General features: G+C 64.5%; 17 protein-coding genes. 15 read left to right on the top strand and 2 right to left on the bottom strand.

The features are described from left to right. Positions 1–18: 18 nt before the first annotated feature. Positions 19–1,671 carry a benzoate-CoA ligase family protein gene (locus DES45_RS07420; RefSeq protein WP_114769323.1) on the bottom strand — a complete coding sequence of 551 codons (1,653 nt, stop codon included), beginning with the start codon at positions 1,669–1,671 and terminating at the stop codon, positions 19–21. 353 nt (positions 1,672–2,024) lie between these two features. Here DES45_RS07420 and DES45_RS07415 point away from each other — a divergent pair, with 353 nt between their 5' ends. The 9 genes from DES45_RS07415 (at position 2,025) to DES45_RS07375 (ending at position 10,313) form a co-directional block, all read left to right on the top strand. Continuing rightward, positions 2,025–3,200 carry an ABC transporter substrate-binding protein gene (locus DES45_RS07415; RefSeq protein WP_114769477.1) on the top strand — a complete coding sequence of 392 codons (1,176 nt, stop codon included), beginning with the start codon at positions 2,025–2,027 and terminating at the stop codon, positions 3,198–3,200. 143 nt (positions 3,201–3,343) lie between these two features. Beyond that, on the top strand, positions 3,344–4,264 hold the full coding sequence (locus DES45_RS07410) for a branched-chain amino acid ABC transporter permease (protein WP_114769322.1): 921 nt from the start codon (positions 3,344–3,346) through the stop codon (positions 4,262–4,264). Between the two features lie 9 nt (positions 4,265–4,273). Then, the gene (locus DES45_RS07405; protein WP_114769321.1) at positions 4,274–5,305 is read left to right on the top strand and encodes a branched-chain amino acid ABC transporter permease; all 1,032 of its coding nucleotides are present in this window, start codon (positions 4,274–4,276) and stop codon (positions 5,303–5,305) included. Further along, positions 5,298–6,053, top strand: a complete 756-nt coding sequence (locus DES45_RS07400; protein ID WP_114769320.1) for an ABC transporter ATP-binding protein — start codon at positions 5,298–5,300, stop codon at positions 6,051–6,053. The genes DES45_RS07405 and DES45_RS07400 overlap by 8 nt, the downstream gene beginning before the upstream one ends. Beyond that, on the top strand, positions 6,053–6,748 hold the full coding sequence (locus tag DES45_RS07395; protein WP_114769319.1) for an ABC transporter ATP-binding protein: 696 nt from the start codon (positions 6,053–6,055) through the stop codon (positions 6,746–6,748). Before DES45_RS07400 ends, DES45_RS07395 begins: the two co-directional genes overlap by 1 nt. A 17-nt stretch (positions 6,749–6,765) precedes the next feature. Beyond that, positions 6,766–7,590, top strand: a complete 825-nt coding sequence (locus DES45_RS07390) for an alpha/beta hydrolase (RefSeq protein WP_114769318.1) — start codon at positions 6,766–6,768, stop codon at positions 7,588–7,590. Positions 7,591–7,859: 269 nt separating this feature from the next. Then, on the top strand, positions 7,860–8,855 hold the full coding sequence (locus tag DES45_RS07385) for a phasin family protein (RefSeq protein WP_114769317.1): 996 nt from the start codon (positions 7,860–7,862) through the stop codon (positions 8,853–8,855). Positions 8,856–9,087: 232 nt separating this feature from the next. Further along, positions 9,088–9,948, top strand: a complete 861-nt coding sequence (locus DES45_RS07380) for an SDR family NAD(P)-dependent oxidoreductase (RefSeq protein WP_114769316.1) — start codon at positions 9,088–9,090, stop codon at positions 9,946–9,948. A gap of 8 nt (positions 9,949–9,956) precedes the next feature. Continuing rightward, entirely contained in the window at positions 9,957–10,313 is a 357-nt protein-coding gene (locus tag DES45_RS07375) for a DUF4186 domain-containing protein (RefSeq protein ID WP_210210192.1), read from the top strand. Here the strand turns inward: DES45_RS07375 and mgrA are convergent. After that, positions 10,310–11,386, bottom strand: coding sequence for an L-glyceraldehyde 3-phosphate reductase (mgrA, locus tag DES45_RS07370; protein WP_114769314.1), 1,077 nt, complete (start codon positions 11,384–11,386; stop codon positions 10,310–10,312). The genes DES45_RS07375 and mgrA overlap by 4 nt on opposite strands. Before the next feature lie 204 nt (positions 11,387–11,590). Here mgrA and DES45_RS07365 point away from each other — a divergent pair, with 204 nt between their 5' ends. The 6 genes from DES45_RS07365 to DES45_RS07340 all read left to right on the top strand — a co-directional run bounded on the left by DES45_RS07365 (position 11,591) and on the right by DES45_RS07340 (position 16,881). Continuing rightward, entirely contained in the window at positions 11,591–12,436 is an 846-nt protein-coding gene (locus DES45_RS07365; protein WP_114769313.1) for an amidohydrolase family protein, read from the top strand. Between the two features lie 43 nt (positions 12,437–12,479). Next, positions 12,480–13,469 carry an aldo/keto reductase gene (locus DES45_RS07360; RefSeq protein ID WP_114769312.1) on the top strand — a complete coding sequence of 330 codons (990 nt, stop codon included), beginning with the start codon at positions 12,480–12,482 and terminating at the stop codon, positions 13,467–13,469. Positions 13,470–13,481: 12 nt separating this feature from the next. Beyond that, positions 13,482–13,913, top strand: coding sequence for an RbsD/FucU family protein (locus tag DES45_RS07355; protein ID WP_114769311.1), 432 nt, complete (start codon positions 13,482–13,484; stop codon positions 13,911–13,913). 117 nt (positions 13,914–14,030) lie between these two features. Next, positions 14,031–14,771: an ATP-binding cassette domain-containing protein gene (locus DES45_RS07350; RefSeq protein WP_114769310.1), complete on the top strand. Its 741-nt coding sequence runs from the start codon at positions 14,031–14,033 to the stop codon at positions 14,769–14,771. Beyond that, a complete protein-coding gene (locus DES45_RS07345; RefSeq protein WP_114769309.1) occupies positions 14,771–15,829 on the top strand; it encodes an ABC transporter permease in 1,059 nt (352 codons plus the stop codon). Before DES45_RS07350 ends, DES45_RS07345 begins: the two co-directional genes overlap by 1 nt. A gap of 116 nt (positions 15,830–15,945) precedes the next feature. Further along, positions 15,946–16,881, top strand: coding sequence for a sugar-binding protein (locus DES45_RS07340; protein ID WP_170151428.1), 936 nt, complete (start codon positions 15,946–15,948; stop codon positions 16,879–16,881). The last annotated feature ends 104 nt before the right edge of the window (positions 16,882–16,985 follow it).

The raw sequence follows: 16,985 nt of genomic DNA, 5'->3' as shown, positions 1-16,985 counted from the left end.
GCCTGCTGATCGAGGCTTTCAGGCGTGCGAGACCTCACGCTCCGGACGAGCGCCCTCCTCCGCGAACCGCCGCAGCGCGAAACGCTGGAGCTTGCCGGTCTGCGTGCGCGGCAGGGCCTCGACGTATTCGATCGCCCGCGGGTACTTGTAGGGAGCGATCTCCGCCTTCACGTGCTCCTGCAGCAGCTTCGTCAGATCCGGGCCGGGCTCATAGCCTTCGCTCAGCACCACATAGGCCTTCACGATCATACCGCGCCCATTGTCGGGGGCGCCGACCACGCCGCATTCGGCGACGGCGGGATGGGTCAGAAGGGCTGCCTCGACTTCCGGGCCAGCGATGTTGTAGCCCGATGACACGATCATGTCGTCGGACCGCGCCTGGTACCAGAAGTACCCGTCCTCATCCATGACATAGGTGTCGCCGGTGACGTTCCAGCCGTCGCGGACGTAGTTGCGCTGCCGCTCGTCCGCGAGATAGCGGCATCCGGTCGGGCCCCGGACGGCAAGGCGGCCGATCGTGCCGGGAGGAACGGGACGTCCGTCCAAATCGATGACCTGTGCCTCGTATCCGGGAACAGGCTTGCCGGTCGAGCCGGGGCGGATCTCGTCCTCCGTGGCGGCAATGAAGATGTGCAGCATCTCCGTTGCGCCGATGCCGTCCATCAGCTTGATGCCAGTGGTTTCGAACCAGGCATCGAACGTTGCCTTCGGCAGCGGCTCGCCAGCCGAGACGCACTTCCGCAGGGACGAGATGTCATGCCCCTCGAGCTTGCCCAGCATGGCGCGATAAGCGGTGGGCGCCGTGAAGCAGACCGTCGCCTTGTGCTCCGTGATGGCGTCCAGCAATTCGTCCGGACCGGCTTTCTCCAGCAGCACGGTCGAAGCACCGATCCGCATCGGAAATAGGACGATGCCGCCGAGCCCGAAGGTGAAGGCGAGCGGCGGCGAGCCGATGAAGCGGTCGCTTGCCTGCGCGCGCAGCACGTTGCGGGCATAGCCGTCGCAGATGGCCAGCATATCCCGATGGAAATGCATCGTGCCCTTGGGCTCGCCGGTCGTGCCTGAGGTGAAGCCGATGAGACAGACATCGTCCGCGGCCGTATCGGCAGCTTGGAATTCGGGCGAAGCGTCCGCAATCAGGCTCTCCAGACTGTCGGGCGCACCTGAGCCCCAATAGACGAGGTGCTTCAGATCCGCCGCGAGGGTGCGGGCCCGCTCCATCTCGTCCGACAGGCGATGGTCGCAGAATGCCAGCGTGACCTTCGCCTTGTTGAGCGGGTAGGCGATCTCCTTCGCGCGCAGGAGCGGCATGGTCGCGACGACGACGCCTCCGGCCTTGAGCACTGCAAGGTAGAGCGCCACCATCATCGGGTTGTTGGCGGACCGCAGGAGGACCCTGTTGCCGGTCACGAAGCCGAGCTTGTTCACGAGGACGTTGCAGATGCGGTTCACCCGCTCCTGCAACTGGCGATAGGTCAGAGTCTCGTGGGGGCTGATGAGGCAAGCCTCCTCGCCTCGCCCCTCCGCCACCCATCGGTCGAGAAACTCCACTGCGCAGTTGACCCGGTCCGGATAGTTCAGCTCGGGCCGGGTGAACAGGAAGGCCGGCCATTGTTCCTGAGGCGGGAGATTGTCCCTCGCGAAGGTGTCGACTTGGGCCGTGTATGCCATCGCCTTGTCCTCTCAGGTCGTCGGCGAAACGTGATTCCCGGAGGGATGAGGACCGATCGCTCCCGCCCCGCAAACCAAGGCGCAGCCTCGAAATCACAGCCTCGTCGTCACGGTCGCCATGCGGAACAATCCGCTTGAAGAATTCCGAAAATTATTTAAAGCTTCAAATATTGCTTGGCAATCCCAAACATGGGGATGCAGGCATCCGGTGCCGCCGAAAGGGAGTGTTCGGCAGGCCGATTTTGCGGCACAGTACCGCCGCTCTCCGGCGAGGCGCTCCTTCGCGTCCCCGCCGGACACAATCACGCAGCGCGGCACAACGCGCGCAGGGAACAGCCATTCGGGAGTACATGATGAATCGGACGATCAAGACCCTCGGCATCGCAGCGGCTCTCGGCCTGGCTGCCTCGCCGGTTCTGGCGCAGGAAAAGCTGAAGATCGGCTTGCTCCTGACCCTTTCCGGCCCCTCCGCCGTTCTCGGTCAGCAGGCACGCGACGGGTTCCAGCTCGCCATGAAGGACCTCGGCGGCAAGCTCGGCGGTCGCGAGGCGGAAGTCATCATCGTCGACGACGAGCTGAAGCCCGACGTCGCCGTGACGAAGGTCAAAGGTCTCCTCGAGCGCGACAAGGTCGATTTCGTGGTCGGACCGATCTTCTCCAACGTCGCCGTTGCGGTCCACAAGCCGATCGTCGATGCGAACACCTTCTACATCAGCGTGAATGCCGGCCCCTCGAACCTCGCCGGCAAGAGCTGCAATCCTTACTTCTTCGCCACCTCGTACCAGAACGACCAGAACCACGAGGTGCTCGGCAAGGTCGCGCAGGACCGCGGCTACAAGAAGGTCTACCTCCTTGCGCCGAACTATCAGGCCGGCAAGGATGCCCTCGCAGGCTTCAAGCGCCACTACAAGGGCGAGATCGTCGAGGAATCCTACGTTCCCCTCAACACGCTCGATTTCCAGTCGGAGCTCGCCAAGATCGCCTCGATGAGCCCCGACGCCATATTCACCTTCATGCCGGGCGGCATGGGCGTGAACCTGGTCAAGCAGTACCGCGCCGCGGGCCTCGCCGACCGGATTCCGTTCCTGTCCGCCTTCACGGTCGACGAGTCGACCCTGCCGGCGCAGCAGGACGCAGCCATCGGCATGCTCGGCGGCTCGAACTGGGCGCCCAACCTCGATACGCCGGAGAACAAGAAGTTCGTGGCTGCCTATGAGGGAGCCTACAACTCCGTGCCCGGCTCCTACTCGATGCACGCCTATGACGCCGCGCTGCTGATCGACAGCGCCCTGAAGGCGACCGGCGGCAAGATGGACAACAAGGACGCGGTCCGCGCCGCGATCAAGAAGGCCGACTTCAAGTCCCTGCGCGGCGACTTCAAGTTCGGGGCGAACGGCTTCCCGATCCAGGACTTCTACCTCGTGAAGGCGGCCAAGCGCTCCGACGGCAAGTTCCAGACGGAGATCGTCGAGAAGGTGTTCGACGACTACGCCGACGCCTATGCGAAGGAATGCGCTGCCACCAACTAAGCGGCAGCATTGTTCTGCGCCTCGCCCCTTGCAGTCTCGGGGCGAGGCGCAACCGCTTTCGAAACGCGCCTTGAGCCGCTTCGGCTCGTAAAGCTCCCCAAAGGAGTCACGCTTGATGCTCGTCCGCCGTCAGTGAAGCGCCGATGACCACAACCCTCCTTCTCGTCCAGGCCCTGAACGGCATACAGTTTGGGCTCATTCTCTTTCTCATCGCGGCCGGACTGACCCTGGTGTTCGGCGTGATGGACTTCATCAACCTTGCCCACGGCGTGCAGTACATGGTCGGGGCCTATCTGGTTGCCGCCTTCAGCGCCTGGACCGGGAACTTCGCGCTAGCGCTTCTTCTTGCGCTCCCGACGGCCCTCGCCTTCGGCCTGCTGCTCGAGGTGCTCATCTTCCGGCATCTCTATGACCGCGACCATCTCGATCAGGTTCTCGCCACCTTCGGCGTCATCGTGTTCCTGAACCAGGCGGTGAAATTCGTCTGGGGCGCCGCCCCGCTGAACGTGCCGGTGCCGGAGATCCTGTCGGGTTCCGTCGAGATCGCGAACGGCCTTCTCTATCCGGTCTATCGTCTCGCCATCATTGCGGCCGGCCTCACGGTTGCGGGCCTGCTCTATGTGCTCGTCAGCCATACCCGGGTCGGCATGTTGGTTCGCGCCGGCGCCACGAACGCCCAGATGGTCTCGGCTCTCGGGGTCAACATCCAGCGGCTGTTCATGGTGGTTTTCGGCTTCGGCGCCATGCTGGCAGGCTTTGCAGGCGCCATGGTCGCGCCGATCCTGTCGGTGGAACCCGGCATGGGCGACAACATCCTGATCCTGGCGTTCGTGGTGATCGTCATCGGCGGCGTCGGCTCCATCCGCGGAGCGTTCCTGGCCGCCCTCCTGATCGGCCTGGTCGATACGGTCGGGCGCACCTTCGCGCCCAATCTCCTGCGGATCTTCCTCGACCCCGCAACGGCGAGCCAGACCGGACGCGCCATCGCCCCGATGCTGATCTACATCTTCATGGCGGCCGTCCTGTTCTTCCGGCCCTCGGGCCTCTTCCCCGCTAAACGCTAGGGCGAAGCCATGACCGAACTCGCCCAGACTCAACCCGTTTCCGTCCGCTCCCCAGGCTGGCGGCCGGAGCTCGTCCCCATCGTCCTCTTCGCCGCCTTCGCGGCGGCGCCGCTCCTGGCGCCCGCTTCCGGCGCGGAAGGCTATGTCCTGTCCCTGCTGACCCGCGTGATGATCTTCGGCATCGCGGCCATGTCGCTCGACCTGATCCTCGGCTACGGAGCCCTGGTCAGCTTCGGCCATGCGGCCTTCCTCGGGATCGGAGCCTATGCGGTGGGCATTCTTGCCAGCCACGGCATCGAGGACGCTCTGATCCAGGTTCCCGTCGCCCTCATCGGCTCGGCCCTGTTCGCGCTCGTGACGGGGGCGATCTCCCTCCGAACGAAGGGCGTCTACTTCATCATGATCACCCTGGCTTTCGGCCAGATGCTGTTCTTCCTCGCCACGTCCCTTGCGGCCTACGGCGGTGATGACGGCATGACGCTCCCGTCGCGCAGCCTCGTAGGGGGCTTTCCGCTCCTGAAGAGCGACGCCGCCTTCTACTGGGTGAGCCTGCTCTGCCTTTTCGGGAGCTATGCGTTCTCCCGATCGGTCGTCGCCTCCCGCTTCGGGCGGGTTCTTCGCGGCGCCAAGGAGAACCCGGCTCGCATGGAGGCCATCGGCTTTCATCCCTTCCGGTACCAGCTGGCGGCCTATGTGATCAGCGGCATGATAGCAGGACTCGCGGGCTGCCTGATGGCGAACCAGGCCGAGTTCGTAAGCCCGGCCTTCATGACCTGGCAGCGCTCCGGCGAGCTGATCTTCATGGTGGTGCTAGGCGGCCTCGGATCGCTTCACGGAGCCATCATCGGCGCGGCCCTCTTCCTTCTGCTCGAGGAATTCCTGCCGGAGATCCTCCATGGGGCAAGCTTCATGATGGACGACGCCTTTCGCTCCCATCTGGCCGAGAATTGGAAGATGGTGTTCGGCCCAATCCTCATCCTGATCGTGCTGTTCGCCCGCGGCGGCATCATGGGACTTCTGCGGCGAGGCCGTCATGGCTGAGAACCTGCTCGACATCCGCAACCTGAAAAAGACCTATGGAGCCTTGGTCGTCACGGACGATGTGAGCCTCGGCGTCCGCCCCGGAGAGCTTCACGCCATCATCGGGCCGAACGGCGCGGGCAAGACGACGCTCATCCACCAGATCTCCGGCATGCTTGGGTCGAATTCCGGGCAGATCCTGTTCGACGGCCAGGACATCACGCGCCTGCCCATGCACCAGCGGGTACGGCTGGGGCTCGCCCGATCGTTCCAGATCACGTCGGTTCTCCCCGGCTTCTCGGCGCTGGAGAACGTCGCGATGGCGGTGCAGGCCCGGTCGGGCTCCAGCTTCCGCTTCTTCGGCAACGCCACTCGTGAGGACGGACTGAACGAGCAGGCCTTGGAGTGCTTGTCCCTCGTCGGCCTGGCGACCAGAGCGCGCGTGCCGGCAGGCCTCCTCTCGCACGGTGAGAAACGACAGCTCGAGCTTGCGATCGGGCTGGCAACCAAGCCGAAGCTGCTGCTCCTCGACGAGCCTCTCGCGGGAACGGGCCACGACGACTCCCAACGCGTGGTGGAGACGCTGAAGCGGCTGAAGGGACAGATGACGATCGTTCTCATCGAGCATGACATGGATGCGGTCTTTTCCCTTGCAGACCGCGTCAGTGTTCTCGTCTACGGCAGGCTGATCGCGACCGATACGCCGGAACGGATCAGGGCAAATCCCGAGGTGCGCGCCGCCTATCTGGGCGAGGAGGAGATGGTCTGATGTTGTCGGTCCGGCATCTGCAGGCGGGCTACGGTGCGGCCCAGGTCCTGTTCGACATTTCCCTCGACGTCGGCGCCGGAGAGGTCGTCACCCTTCTAGGGCGCAACGGGATGGGAAAGACCACCACCATCCGGTCGATCATGGGACTGCTCCGTCCCATGGGGGGCGAGGTGCGCTTCGATGGGGCGGCGGTGACCGGGCAGGCGCCCTACCGGGTCGCGCAGACGGGAATCGGCCTCGTCCCGGAGGGCAGGCAGATTTTCCCGACGCTCACGGTCGAGGAAAATCTCATCGCCACATCGGCAACCCGCACCGGCCGCCGCTGGACCCTGGGGTCGGTCTATGAATTGTTTCCACGCCTGAAGGAGCGCAGGAGCAACCTGGGTACGCAGATCTCGGGAGGCGAGCAGCAGATGCTTGCCATCGGAAGAGCGCTCATGACGAACCCAAAGCTCCTCATCCTGGACGAGGCGACTGAGGGTCTCGCTCCCCTGATCAGGGCGGAAATCTGGTCCTGCCTCAAGCGTCTTCGGGGCGAGAAGCAGTCGATCCTGGTGATTGACAAGAACGTGGATGCGCTGGCTGGCTTCGCCGACCGACATGTGATCGTCGAGAAGGGGCGCTCCGTCTGGACGGGCACCAGCGCCGAACTCACGGCCGACACGACCCTGAAGGATCGTTATCTCCACGTCTGAGCGGAGCAGCCGACGCCATGTTGCATCCCGAGATCGATCTCGAAGCCGAATACAACAATCGCGCCCGAGTGCCGGACCATCCGGCCCACATTGCAGCCTGGCACCGGGATGCGGCCGCCTACCGGGCCTCGGCCAAGTGCGAGCTCGATCTTCCCTACGGGGCCGGCGAGCGCAACAGGATCGACTTCTTCTATCCTGCGGGCGGCGATCTCGGGGGTCCCGTGGTCCTGTTCATCCATGGCGGCTATTGGCAGGCCCTCGACAAGTCATCGGCCAGCCACCTCGCCCGAGGGGCCAACCTTCGCGGCCTGACCGTGGCGGTGCCGAGCTACAGCCTCGCTCCGGCGGTCAGCCTCGCAACCATCGTCAGCGAGATCGAAGCGGCGGCGGACTTCGTCATAAACCGGACGGGCCGGGCGATCGTGGCCTCGGGGCATTCGGCCGGCGGCCACCTTTCTGCCTGCCTGATGGCAGGGCCCGAGGCAGCCGCGAGGAGGGCCATACGGGCCGCGCTCCCGATCTCGGGCCTGTTCGACCTTGTCCCTCTCGTGCCGACCTCGATCAACAAAGCGCTCGGATTGATCCCGAAGGAGGCCCGTCGCCTGAGCCCGATCCACAGCCCGGCTCCCGTCGGAAGCCATCTGATCGCAGCCGTCGGCGGAGCGGAGAGCGATGAATTCCGGCGGCAGAGCCGCATGGTTGCGGAGCAATGGGGAGAGGCCGGGGTCGTGACGAACCTGTACGAGGTTCCGGGCGCCCACCACTTCGACGTCATCAACGGCCTCGCCGAGCCGGATGATCCGCTCGTCGATGCCCTCGTGCGCCTCTCGACCGTTGCCTGAGCTTCAGAAGGGAACTGCCTGAGCGCATCGCGGTTCTTCCTTCATGCCGCATTGCAACATGCGGCCGCTCGTCTCCTGGACATCGGCAGCATTGAGCCCGCAGACTGGCTCTCGCCCTATGTCAGAAGGCAAGTCCACGGGCCGGCGTTGAAGTTTGCGGCTTCGTTTCCACTGCGTTCCATATCCGGACCTCCTTCTTGCGTGCGAGCGCGACGACCGTCGCATGCCGCAGTCGGCAGGACCCATTTCTTGATGTCTTGCGAGGAAAGATGAACACCAACAGACGTTTCAGCCAAACCAGCCCCGACAAGGCGAACGAGCTCTTCGCCAAGCTGCTCGACACGTCAGATACGGCTATCAAGACCCGCGAGAGGCTCTTCACGAGCCTGAAGGAGGAGCTGGAGCTCCTGGCCAGCCTGCAGGAGCAATACCTCTTTCCGGTCCTGCGCAGGCACGACGACATGGCCGGCCTCGTCGAAGCGGCCACGACGGACAATCAGGAGACCAGCGCCCTTCTGGAGGAGATCGACCGGATGCCTAAGGGCAGCGGCGACTTTCTCAAGAAGGTCGCCGAGCTGAGGAAGGTCTTTCAGCAGCATATCCGCGACGACAAGAAGGAGCTTCTCCCGGCCGTGCTCAAGGTCCTGAGCGAGGACGAGGTCGAGGCCGTCGTCGAGAAGGTGGAAGACGAGATGGCGGCCGTCGAGGAAGCCAGACGCGCCGAGTCCGACCTGCGGCGTGAGGTCGTCTCGTACAGCCGCGACCTCGCCGAGGCACCCGAGCGTATCCGGGAGAACATGGCGGCGGCTGTCAGGACGGGCGTCGAGCGCTCGGAGGAAACGTTGCACAACGTCCAGGACGTGGTGCAGACGGGCCTGAACGCCACGTCGCAGTTTCTGCAACTCTATAGCCTACCCATGAGGACCGGTCAGGACTTCGCGGGCCAAGCCACCAGAAACCTGCAGGCCCTTGCGCAATCTAACACAGTCCTGGCCCGCGGCATGCAGGACGTCTCGGAGGAGTGGATCGGCCTCGCTCAGGAGCGCCTTCAGAAGAACATCGACAGCCTGTCAGCCCTCACCCGCTGCCGGAGCCTCGCCGAGCTGATGGAAGCGCAAGGCGCGATGCTCCGGAACAATCTGACCCAGATGCTCGAAAACAGCCGCCGGATCGTCGCGCTGTCGTCCCGCGTCGCCAACGAAGCGTCCTTCAGCCTGTCGGCTCCACAGGAGACCCGCGGCAGCAAGGACAACCGCGCCGCTTAAACGTGGCTATAACACGCCAAAAAAAGGGCGCCCTTCGATAAGGGCGCCCAAGACTCCGGCCTTCATGGGGCAGAAAAAGGTCGGAGGTATTCAGTAAGTGTGATACAGGACCTAGACGAGTCTGTCTCCTCGTGAAATCCCTAAGTAACAATCCTACCCGGAAGAGTTCCCATCCCTCGGGCGGGCTATCGTCGTCCTGCCTGCCCCATCGCCCCTCTCAGAGGAGACTGCCATGGCGGCTCATCCTGCAATCTCTCCCAACCGTGTCGCAGTCATCACCGGAGCCGCCAGCGGCATCGGGCTCGCGACAGCAAAGCAACTCGCGCGCCTCGGCATGCGCGTCTGCCTCGCCGACCGTGACGCGGACGTTCTCAAGCGCAGCGCCGCGGAGGTAGCGGAAATCGCCGGCGACCTCACGAACGTCCTGAGCGTCCCGACGGATGTGAGCCGCCGCGAAGAGGTGGAGCGGCTCAAGGACGCCGCCATCACCACCTTTGGAGAGGTGGGCTTTGTCATGAACAATGCCGGCGTCGAGGGCCGGGGCCAGATCTTCGGGGATCCGGAGCGCTGGAAGGCCACGCTGGACACCAATCTCTGGGGCGTCATCCACGGAGTGCAGGTCTTTGGGCCTGTCATGGCCGAGCAGGGCACACCCGGGGCCATCGTGAACACCGGCTCGAAGCAGGGCATCACGACGCCGCCGGGCGATACAGCCTACAACGTCTCGAAGGCTGGCGTGAAGGTCGTCACCGAGGCCCTTGCCCACGAGCTTCGCAATAGGCCGAACTGTCAAGTCACCGCCCACCTTCTCATTCCTGGCTTCGTCTATACGGGCTTCACGAAGGCCAGGGGCGTGACCGAAAAGCCGGAGGGAGCCTGGTCGCCGGACCAGGTCGCGGCGACTCTGCTGGCCGGGATGGCCAGGGGTGATTTCTACATCCTCTGCCCGGATAACGAGACGACGCCCGAGATGGATCGCAAGCGCATCCGCTGGGCCGCGGAGGACCTCGTCCAAAACCGCCCTGCCCTGTCCCGCTGGCACCCGGACTTCAAGGAAGCCTTTGCCCGCTACATGGCCGAGCCGGAGAACTGAGCCGCCCCGTGCCGACCGATCTCGACGACCTCTTCGAACGTCTGGGACGCTCCGCATTCAGGCAGCGTTTCCGACTGGCGGCCCGGGACAGGGAGTACTTGGAAGCGAAGGGAATGGACACCATCCTGTCCCACGCCAGGGATTTCATTGCCCGGCGGCTGGCGCCGCCGGAACCCGCCAACGACGGCAAGCAGACTCCCTTTCGCGGCCATCCCGTCTTCGTCGCCCAGCATGCGACGGCGACCTGCTGCCGGGGCTGTCTGGCCAAGTGGCATGGCATCCCCAAGGGCCGCGCGCTTAGCGAGGACGAGCAGCGCCATTCGGCGGAAGCCATCGCGCGATGGCTCCGCCGGCAGTTGCGCTAGACGAAGCCGATTCCCTTCTTCGAGGCCGATTGCACATCCGGCGTGACGGCCTTCACGGAAGCTTCCCAGAGATTGATCCCGCCCTCGGCAGCGTACCGGTCGATCTCGGCCAGCTCCTCGGCGGTGAACTCGAGACTGTCGAGCGCCGCCAGGGAATCGTCGAGCTGGTCCACGTTGCGGGCGCCGATGAGGGCGGAGGTGACCCGCGGGTCGCGCAAAACCCAGGCGATCGCCATCTGAGCCAGGGTCTGGTTTCGCCGCTGCGCGATGTCGTTGAGCGCCCGGACGCGCTCGATGTTCTCAGGCGTCAACAGACGCTCGGACAGGGACCCGCCCTTCGTGGCGCGGGAATTTTCCGGCACGCCGTTCAGGTACTTCGTCGTCAGCATGCCTTGCGCCAGCGGAGAGAACGCGATGCAGCCGACGCCGAGTTCGTCGATCGTGTCGAGCAGCCCGCCTTCGACCCAGCGGTTCAGCAAGGAATAGGAGGGTTGGTGGATCAGGCACGGGGTCCCGAGCTGCCTCAGGATCTGCACCGCCTTCGCGGTCATCTCGGCCGAATAGGACGAGATCCCGACATAGAGAGCCTTGCCCTGGCGCACGACCGTATCGAGCGCACCCATCGTCTCTTCGAGCGGCGTCCGGGGGTCGACACGGTGCGAATAGAAGATGTCGACGTAGTCGAGACCCATTCGCCTCAGGCTCTGGTCCAGGCTCGAGATCAAATACTTGCGCGAGCCCCATTCCCCGTAGGGACCCGGCCACATCCGATAGCCGGCCTTGGTCGAGATGATCATCTCGTCGCGGTATGGCTTGAAATCGGTGGCGAGCACCCGCCCGAAATTCTCCTCCGCCGAACCCGGCGTCGGGCCATAGTTGTTGGCGAGGTCGAAATGGGTCACACCGCGGTCGAAGGCGCGGCGCAGGACCGCGCGCCCGGTCTCGAACACGTCGACGCTGCCGAAATTCTGCCAGAGCCCCAGCGAGATGGCCGGAAGATCGAGGCCGCTGCGCCCGCAGCGGCGGTAGGTCATTCGGTTGTAGCGATCATCGGAGGCGATATATGGCGTCATGGCTCACCCGTTGGCATGTCGGCTGTTCGTACGAACGCGCTACTCATCTTCAGCAGATTCTCGACCTTAGTGCCATATAGGCCCGGCGCTGCCGCGAGAAAGAACCCGGCGATGCCTTTGCCCTTCCAGGAGGCCCTTCTATATTGCTCCGCTGTGCGGTTCTCCGAGTCGCACCACGGTGCCCACGGTCAGTGAGGTCGAACAGTGTCAGCGGTCGTCGATTCCCACCAGCATTTCTGGTCCCTCGACGCCTCCTGGTTCGACTGGCCGACGTCCGATCTGGCGGCCATCTACAGAGATTTCGGGCCGGAGGATCTGCCTCCGCTGCTTCAAGCCTCCGGGGTGTCGCAGACCGTGCTCGTGCAGGTGGCGCCCGATCCAGCCGAGACTGCCCACCTTCTGGAGGTTTCGGAGCGCACATCGTTCGTCGCCGCGGTCGTCGGCTGGATCGATCTGGAACAGGAGACCGGTCTCGCCGACCTCGAGCGGTTCGCCGGACATCCGAAGTTCCGGGGCATCCGGCCGATGATCCAATCGATCCCTGATCCCGAGTGGATGCTGAGGCCTTCGCTGGCACCCTGTCTCGCCGCAGTCGAAAGGCTCGGGCTCACCTTCGATGCCCTTGTAAAGCCGCCGCATCTCGCTGCGCTTGCGACCTTCATCGACCGCTACCCGAACCTTCCGGTCGTGGTGGACCACGGCGCCAAGCCCGAAATCGCGAAGGGCCGGGAAGGCTTCTCCGACTGGGCCCGCGGCATCGCCAGCGTGGCGGAACGCCCACATGTCTTCTGCAAGCTCTCCGGACTGCTCACCGAGGCTGGACACAGAACCGGATGGCACGATCTCCTACCGTTCGTCGTGCATCTCCTGGACGTCTTCGGGCCTCGTCGCCTGATGTGGGGCTCGGATTGGCCCGTCGTGGAACTCGGCGCTCCCTATGGAACATGGCTCGACTATGTGAGGCGCTACATCTCGACCCTTTCGGCCGACGAGCAGGAACGCATTCTGGGCGGGACCGCCCGCGATTTCTACCGACTGGAAATGTCGTGACCCACAACTTAACGTTCCAACACCTTGCTGAGGATCCGGCACGATGAAGCGACGCAGAATCGGCGAAACCCCGCTCGAGGTCACCGAGATCAGCTTCGGAGGGGCCGCGATCGGGGGGCTCTACCGCGCCGTCTCCCGCGAGGCTGCGGAAGCGACGTTCGAGGTCGCCTGGGATGCTGGAATCCGGTACTTCGACACGGCTCCCTTCTACGGCTTCGGCCTCTCAGAGCGCCGGATGGGGGATTTCCTGAGAGACAAGCCGCGGGACTCTTATGTCCTGTCCACCAAGGTCGGAAGGCTGCTGAGCCCGGTCCCCGAGGGCCAAGTGCCGGATCACGGCTATGTGGAGCCCCTGCCCTTCCGGGTCGACTACGATTACAGCTACGATGGCATCATGCGGTCGGTGGAATTCAGCCTCGCGCGACTTGGCCTGAACAGGATCGACATCCTCTTCGTCCACGACATCGGCGTTTACACCCATGGCGAAGAGGCAAACCGCAAGCACTTCCGCGACCTGATGGACAGCGGCATGCGGGCGCTGGAGCTTCTGAAGAGCGGTGGCGCCATCTCGGCCTTCGGCCTCGGCGTGAACGAGGTTCAAGTCTGCCTCGACGTGATGACCAGGACCCCGATCGACTGCATTCTTCTGGCCGGACGCTATACGTTGCTCGATCGCGATGCGACCCGCGAGCTTCTTCCCCTCTGCGCCAGCAGCAAGACCTCTCTAGTTGTCGGCGGCGTGTTCAATTCCGGCATCCTTGCCACCGGCCCCGTCCCGGGAGCCCACTTCGATTACGGTCCGGCTGACGAGGACGTCATCCGGCGTGTCACCCGCATGGGGCAGATCGCCGACGAACAAGGCATTCCGCTCGCGGCGGCAGCGCTCCAGTTCCCCCTTCGCGACCCGAACGTTTCCACCGTGCTGATCGGAACGGCGAAGCCCGGCAGCCTCGAACGCAACCTCGCCAACCTGTCGGTGGAGGTTCCGGAGCGGGCCTGGACCGACTTCGACTCCGTCGCCATGAACAAGTAGAGGAGCCTTTCCATGCTTCGCGGCATACACCCTCTTCTCGGCCCCGACCTCCTGCACGCCCTTCGAAGCCTCGGGCATGGGGACGAGGTCGTGATCGCGGATGCGAACTTTCCGTCCCATTCGCTCGGCCCACGTGTGATCCGGCTCGACGGGATCGACGCCCTCGTGGCGGCCGACGCGATCCTGACCCACCTTCCTCTCGATACCTTCGCGGAGGCGGCCGCATTCCGCATGGAAGTCGTCGGCGATCCGGAAGCGGTGCCGCCGATCTGCGAGAGCTTCGCCGAACTCGTGAAAAATCTGGCCGGGCCCTTTGAGATCGAACCGCTCGAACGCTTTGCGTTCTATGAGCGCGCACGCCGGGCATCCTTCATCGTCGCGACCGGGGAGCGGCGCCTCTACGGCAATCTCATCCTCAAGACCGGCGTTCTCCCGCTCGAATAAAGCCTGCCGGGCACGTGACATGTTAGTTGCCGCCATGCTTAAATGCCCAAAATACCAGTGCAAGCGTCCTAACTCTCAACAGGCTCGCAAAGAGCCGGATCCAGGGAGGAGTTCACGGTGTCACTTCTGGTATTGGAGGATGTCGGAAAGGAGTTCGGCGCGATCCGGGCTCTGTCGAATGTCAGCCTGACGATCCAGCCCGGTGAGGTCGTCGGCCTGATGGGCGACAACGGCGCCGGCAAGTCGACGCTGGTGAAGATCATCGCCGGCAACTTCAAGCCATCGCACGGCAGGGTGCATTTCGACGGCCGAGAGGTTCACTTTTCGAAGCCCGTGGACGCCCGTGAGGTCGGGATCGAGGTGGTGTATCAGGACCTCGCGCTCGCCGACAACCTGACGGCGGCCGCGAACGTGTTCCTCGGGCGCGAACTGAAGCGCCGGATCGGGCCCTTCTCGTTCCTCGACCACGCCGCCATGAACCAGCGGACGGCTGCACTCTTCCGGGAGCTCAAATCCGAGACGCGCCCCGACGATGTCGTGAGGGCCATGTCGGGCGGACAGCGCCAGGCGGTCGCCATCGCCCGGACCCGCCTGGCCCGGGCAAAGCTGATCCTCATGGACGAACCGACGGCTGCGATCTCCGTCCGTCAGGTCGCGGAGGTGCTCGATCTCATCCGGCGACTGAAGGATGCCGGCATCGCCGTCATTCTCATCTCGCATCGCATGCCTGACGTGTTCTCAGTCTGCGAACGGGTCGTCGTCATGCGCCGGGGCAGCAAGGTGGCCGACAAGCCGATCGGCCAGTCCAGTCCCGAGGAAGTGACGGCCCTGATCACGGGTGCGAAGGAGGCTGCCTGATGAACGATGTCTCGCACGTCTCAGGTGTTCAGGCGGCCGACACCGGCGATTTCGCCAATGTGGGCCGTACGCAATGGTGGCGCCGCGGGTTCTTCGCCAGCCAGACGGCCTATGTGGCGGTGGCGTTGATTGTCATCATGGTCATCATGTCGGTGCTCAGCTCCGCCTTCCTGAGCCCGGGCAATCTTGCGAACGTCGCCAAGAACTTTTCCTTCGTCGGCATCGTCACGCTGGGCGTGACGCTGGTCATCATCACCGGCGGCATCGATCTGTCGGTCGGCTCCACCATGGCGCTTTCGGCGATCACCTGCGCGATCGTCATGCAGAAGGTGAGCGGAACGGGGCTGGATGCCGTGCCGCTCGCGGGCATGATCGTGTCGATCCTCTGCGGGTTGGGCGTCGCGCTTCTCATCGGGCTCTCGAACGGGCTCTTGATTGCCAAGGTCGGCCTCTCGCCCTTCGTGACGACCCTCGGCATGCTCTCCATCGTCCGCGGCCTGGCTTATGCGGTCACCGAGGGCCGGGGACAGGCTCCCACCGGCCCCGATGTGAACACCTTCTACGAGTTGACCGACGGCAATCTCGCGGGGGTGCCCGTCGCGGTGATCTACCTGCTGGTGCTCGCCGCAATCCTCAGCCTCGTCCTCCATCACACGGCCTTCGGCCGGCATGTCTTCGCCCTCGGCGGCAACGAGAAGGCCGCAGCGCTCACAGGCATTTCCGTCGATCGGGTCAAGATCGCCGTCTATGTCCTGTCGTCGCTCTCCGCAGGATTTGCCGGCATCCTGATGGTCGGCTGGCTCGGCTCCGCCCCCGCCAATCTGGCAACGGGATACGAGCTGACCATCATCGCGGCGGCGGTGATCGGCGGCGCGAACCTGACCGGGGGCGTAGGCGGTCCCGCCGGCGCCGTGATCGGCGCGCTGCTCATCGAGGTCATCCGCAACGGGCTCGTGCTCGCCGGGATTAACGCCTATTGGCAGATCGTCCTGGTCGGCGGGATCATTATCCTCGCGGTCCTCGTCGATCGCCTGCGGACCCTGCGCATGACGCCATGAGCCGCTCGGGGCGGGCCATCATGCCCGCCGAGAGAGCGCACGACGACAAGCGGCCATGACGGGCCGCCAACGAGAACCCCGGCCACGGGGCATGGATCAACCAGGAGGAAAGCATGATGAACAGACTGATCCTCGCCGCGGCAGCCGCTCTCGCGCTCGCCACGCCAGCGGCAGCGCAGCAGACCTACCGGTTCGCGATCGTGCCGAAAGCGATGAACAACCCTTATTTCGACCTTTCCCGCGACGGGTGCATGAAGCGCGCCAAGGAACTCGGCAACGTGGAGTGCATCTACAAAGGCCCGGTCGAGCACGAGCCGGCGAGCCAGGCACAGATCATCCAGGATCTGATCAGCCAGAAGGTCGACGGGATCGCCATCTCGGTGGCGGATGCCGCCGCCGCGGTGCGCGTGATCAAGGCGGCGCGCGATGCCGGCATTCCGGTCATCACCTTCGACGCGGACGCGCCCAACTCCGCCCGCCAGGCCCATGTCGGCACGGACAACCGGGCCATGGGACGCGCGCTCGGAGAGGAACTCCTCAAGCTCCGGCCGGATGGAGGGAAATACGCTATGGTGTCCGGAGGTCCCGCCGCGGCGAACCTGAAGGAGCGCGTCGAGGGCGTGCGCGATGCGCTCAAGGGCTCGAAATGGACGGAGGTGTCGGGCTCACCGACCTACTGCAACGACGATCTGGCCCTGGCCGTCCAGCAGATGCAGGACCTGAAGACGGCGAACCCGGATCTCGCCGCCATCGTCCCGGTCGGAGGGTGGCCGATGTTCGTGCCCGAGGCCTACAAGAGCTTCGTGAACAAGAACAAGGCCGCCATGGACCAGGGCAAGTTCACCCTCGTGGTGGCCGACACCCTCAAGGTCCAGCTCGAGCTGCTCCGCGACGGCTTCGCCAACGCGCTCGTGGGCCAGCGTCCCTATGAAATGGGCGAGAGGGCCATGGACATCCTGCTCAAGCTCAAGAAGGGCGAGAAGGTCGACGATATCGTCTATGCGGGTATTGATCGGGTCACGAAGGACAATGTCGGCTCGATGCTGAAGTAGCCCCGTCGGGTCTTGCTTTTCTATCGGACCGGAGAGGCCCCGGCCTCTCCGGCAGGGATCCGCCCTGCCCTCACCCTCATGGGAGCAATTTCCGCGAGATCGGT

The sequence above is a fragment of the Microvirga subterranea genome, from assembly GCF_003350535.1.
GTDB lineage: Bacteria > Pseudomonadota > Alphaproteobacteria > Rhizobiales > Beijerinckiaceae > Microvirga > Microvirga subterranea.
Note: the sequence above shows the minus strand (reverse complement) of the source record. Positions and strands in the feature narration are given on the sequence as shown.

Excerpts from the sequence above, each read along its gene's own strand:
- DES45_RS07360 (WP_114769312.1), top strand. The coding sequence starts at position 12,480 with ATGAAGCGACGCAGAATCGGCGAAACCCCGCTCGAGGTCACCGAGATC.
- DES45_RS07340 (WP_170151428.1), top strand. The coding sequence starts at position 15,946 with ATGAACAGACTGATCCTCGCCGCGGCAGCCGCTCTCGCGCTCGCCACG.
- DES45_RS07385 (WP_114769317.1), top strand. The coding sequence starts at position 7,860 with ATGAACACCAACAGACGTTTCAGCCAAACCAGCCCCGACAAGGCGAAC.
- DES45_RS07390 (WP_114769318.1), top strand. The coding sequence starts at position 6,766 with ATGTTGCATCCCGAGATCGATCTCGAAGCCGAATACAACAATCGCGCC.
- DES45_RS07395 (WP_114769319.1), top strand. The coding sequence starts at position 6,053 with ATGTTGTCGGTCCGGCATCTGCAGGCGGGCTACGGTGCGGCCCAGGTC.
- DES45_RS07415 (WP_114769477.1), top strand. The coding sequence starts at position 2,025 with ATGAATCGGACGATCAAGACCCTCGGCATCGCAGCGGCTCTCGGCCTG.
- DES45_RS07405 (WP_114769321.1), top strand. The coding sequence starts at position 4,274 with ATGACCGAACTCGCCCAGACTCAACCCGTTTCCGTCCGCTCCCCAGGC.
- DES45_RS07345 (WP_114769309.1), top strand. The coding sequence starts at position 14,771 with ATGAACGATGTCTCGCACGTCTCAGGTGTTCAGGCGGCCGACACCGGC.
- DES45_RS07420 (WP_114769323.1), bottom strand. The coding sequence starts at position 1,671 with ATGGCATACACGGCCCAAGTCGACACCTTCGCGAGGGACAATCTCCCG.
- DES45_RS07400 (WP_114769320.1), top strand. The coding sequence starts at position 5,298 with ATGGCTGAGAACCTGCTCGACATCCGCAACCTGAAAAAGACCTATGGA.
- DES45_RS07380 (WP_114769316.1), top strand. The coding sequence starts at position 9,088 with ATGGCGGCTCATCCTGCAATCTCTCCCAACCGTGTCGCAGTCATCACC.
- DES45_RS07410 (WP_114769322.1), top strand. The coding sequence starts at position 3,344 with ATGACCACAACCCTCCTTCTCGTCCAGGCCCTGAACGGCATACAGTTT.
- mgrA (WP_114769314.1), bottom strand. The coding sequence starts at position 11,386 with ATGACGCCATATATCGCCTCCGATGATCGCTACAACCGAATGACCTAC.
- DES45_RS07355 (WP_114769311.1), top strand. The coding sequence starts at position 13,482 with ATGCTTCGCGGCATACACCCTCTTCTCGGCCCCGACCTCCTGCACGCC.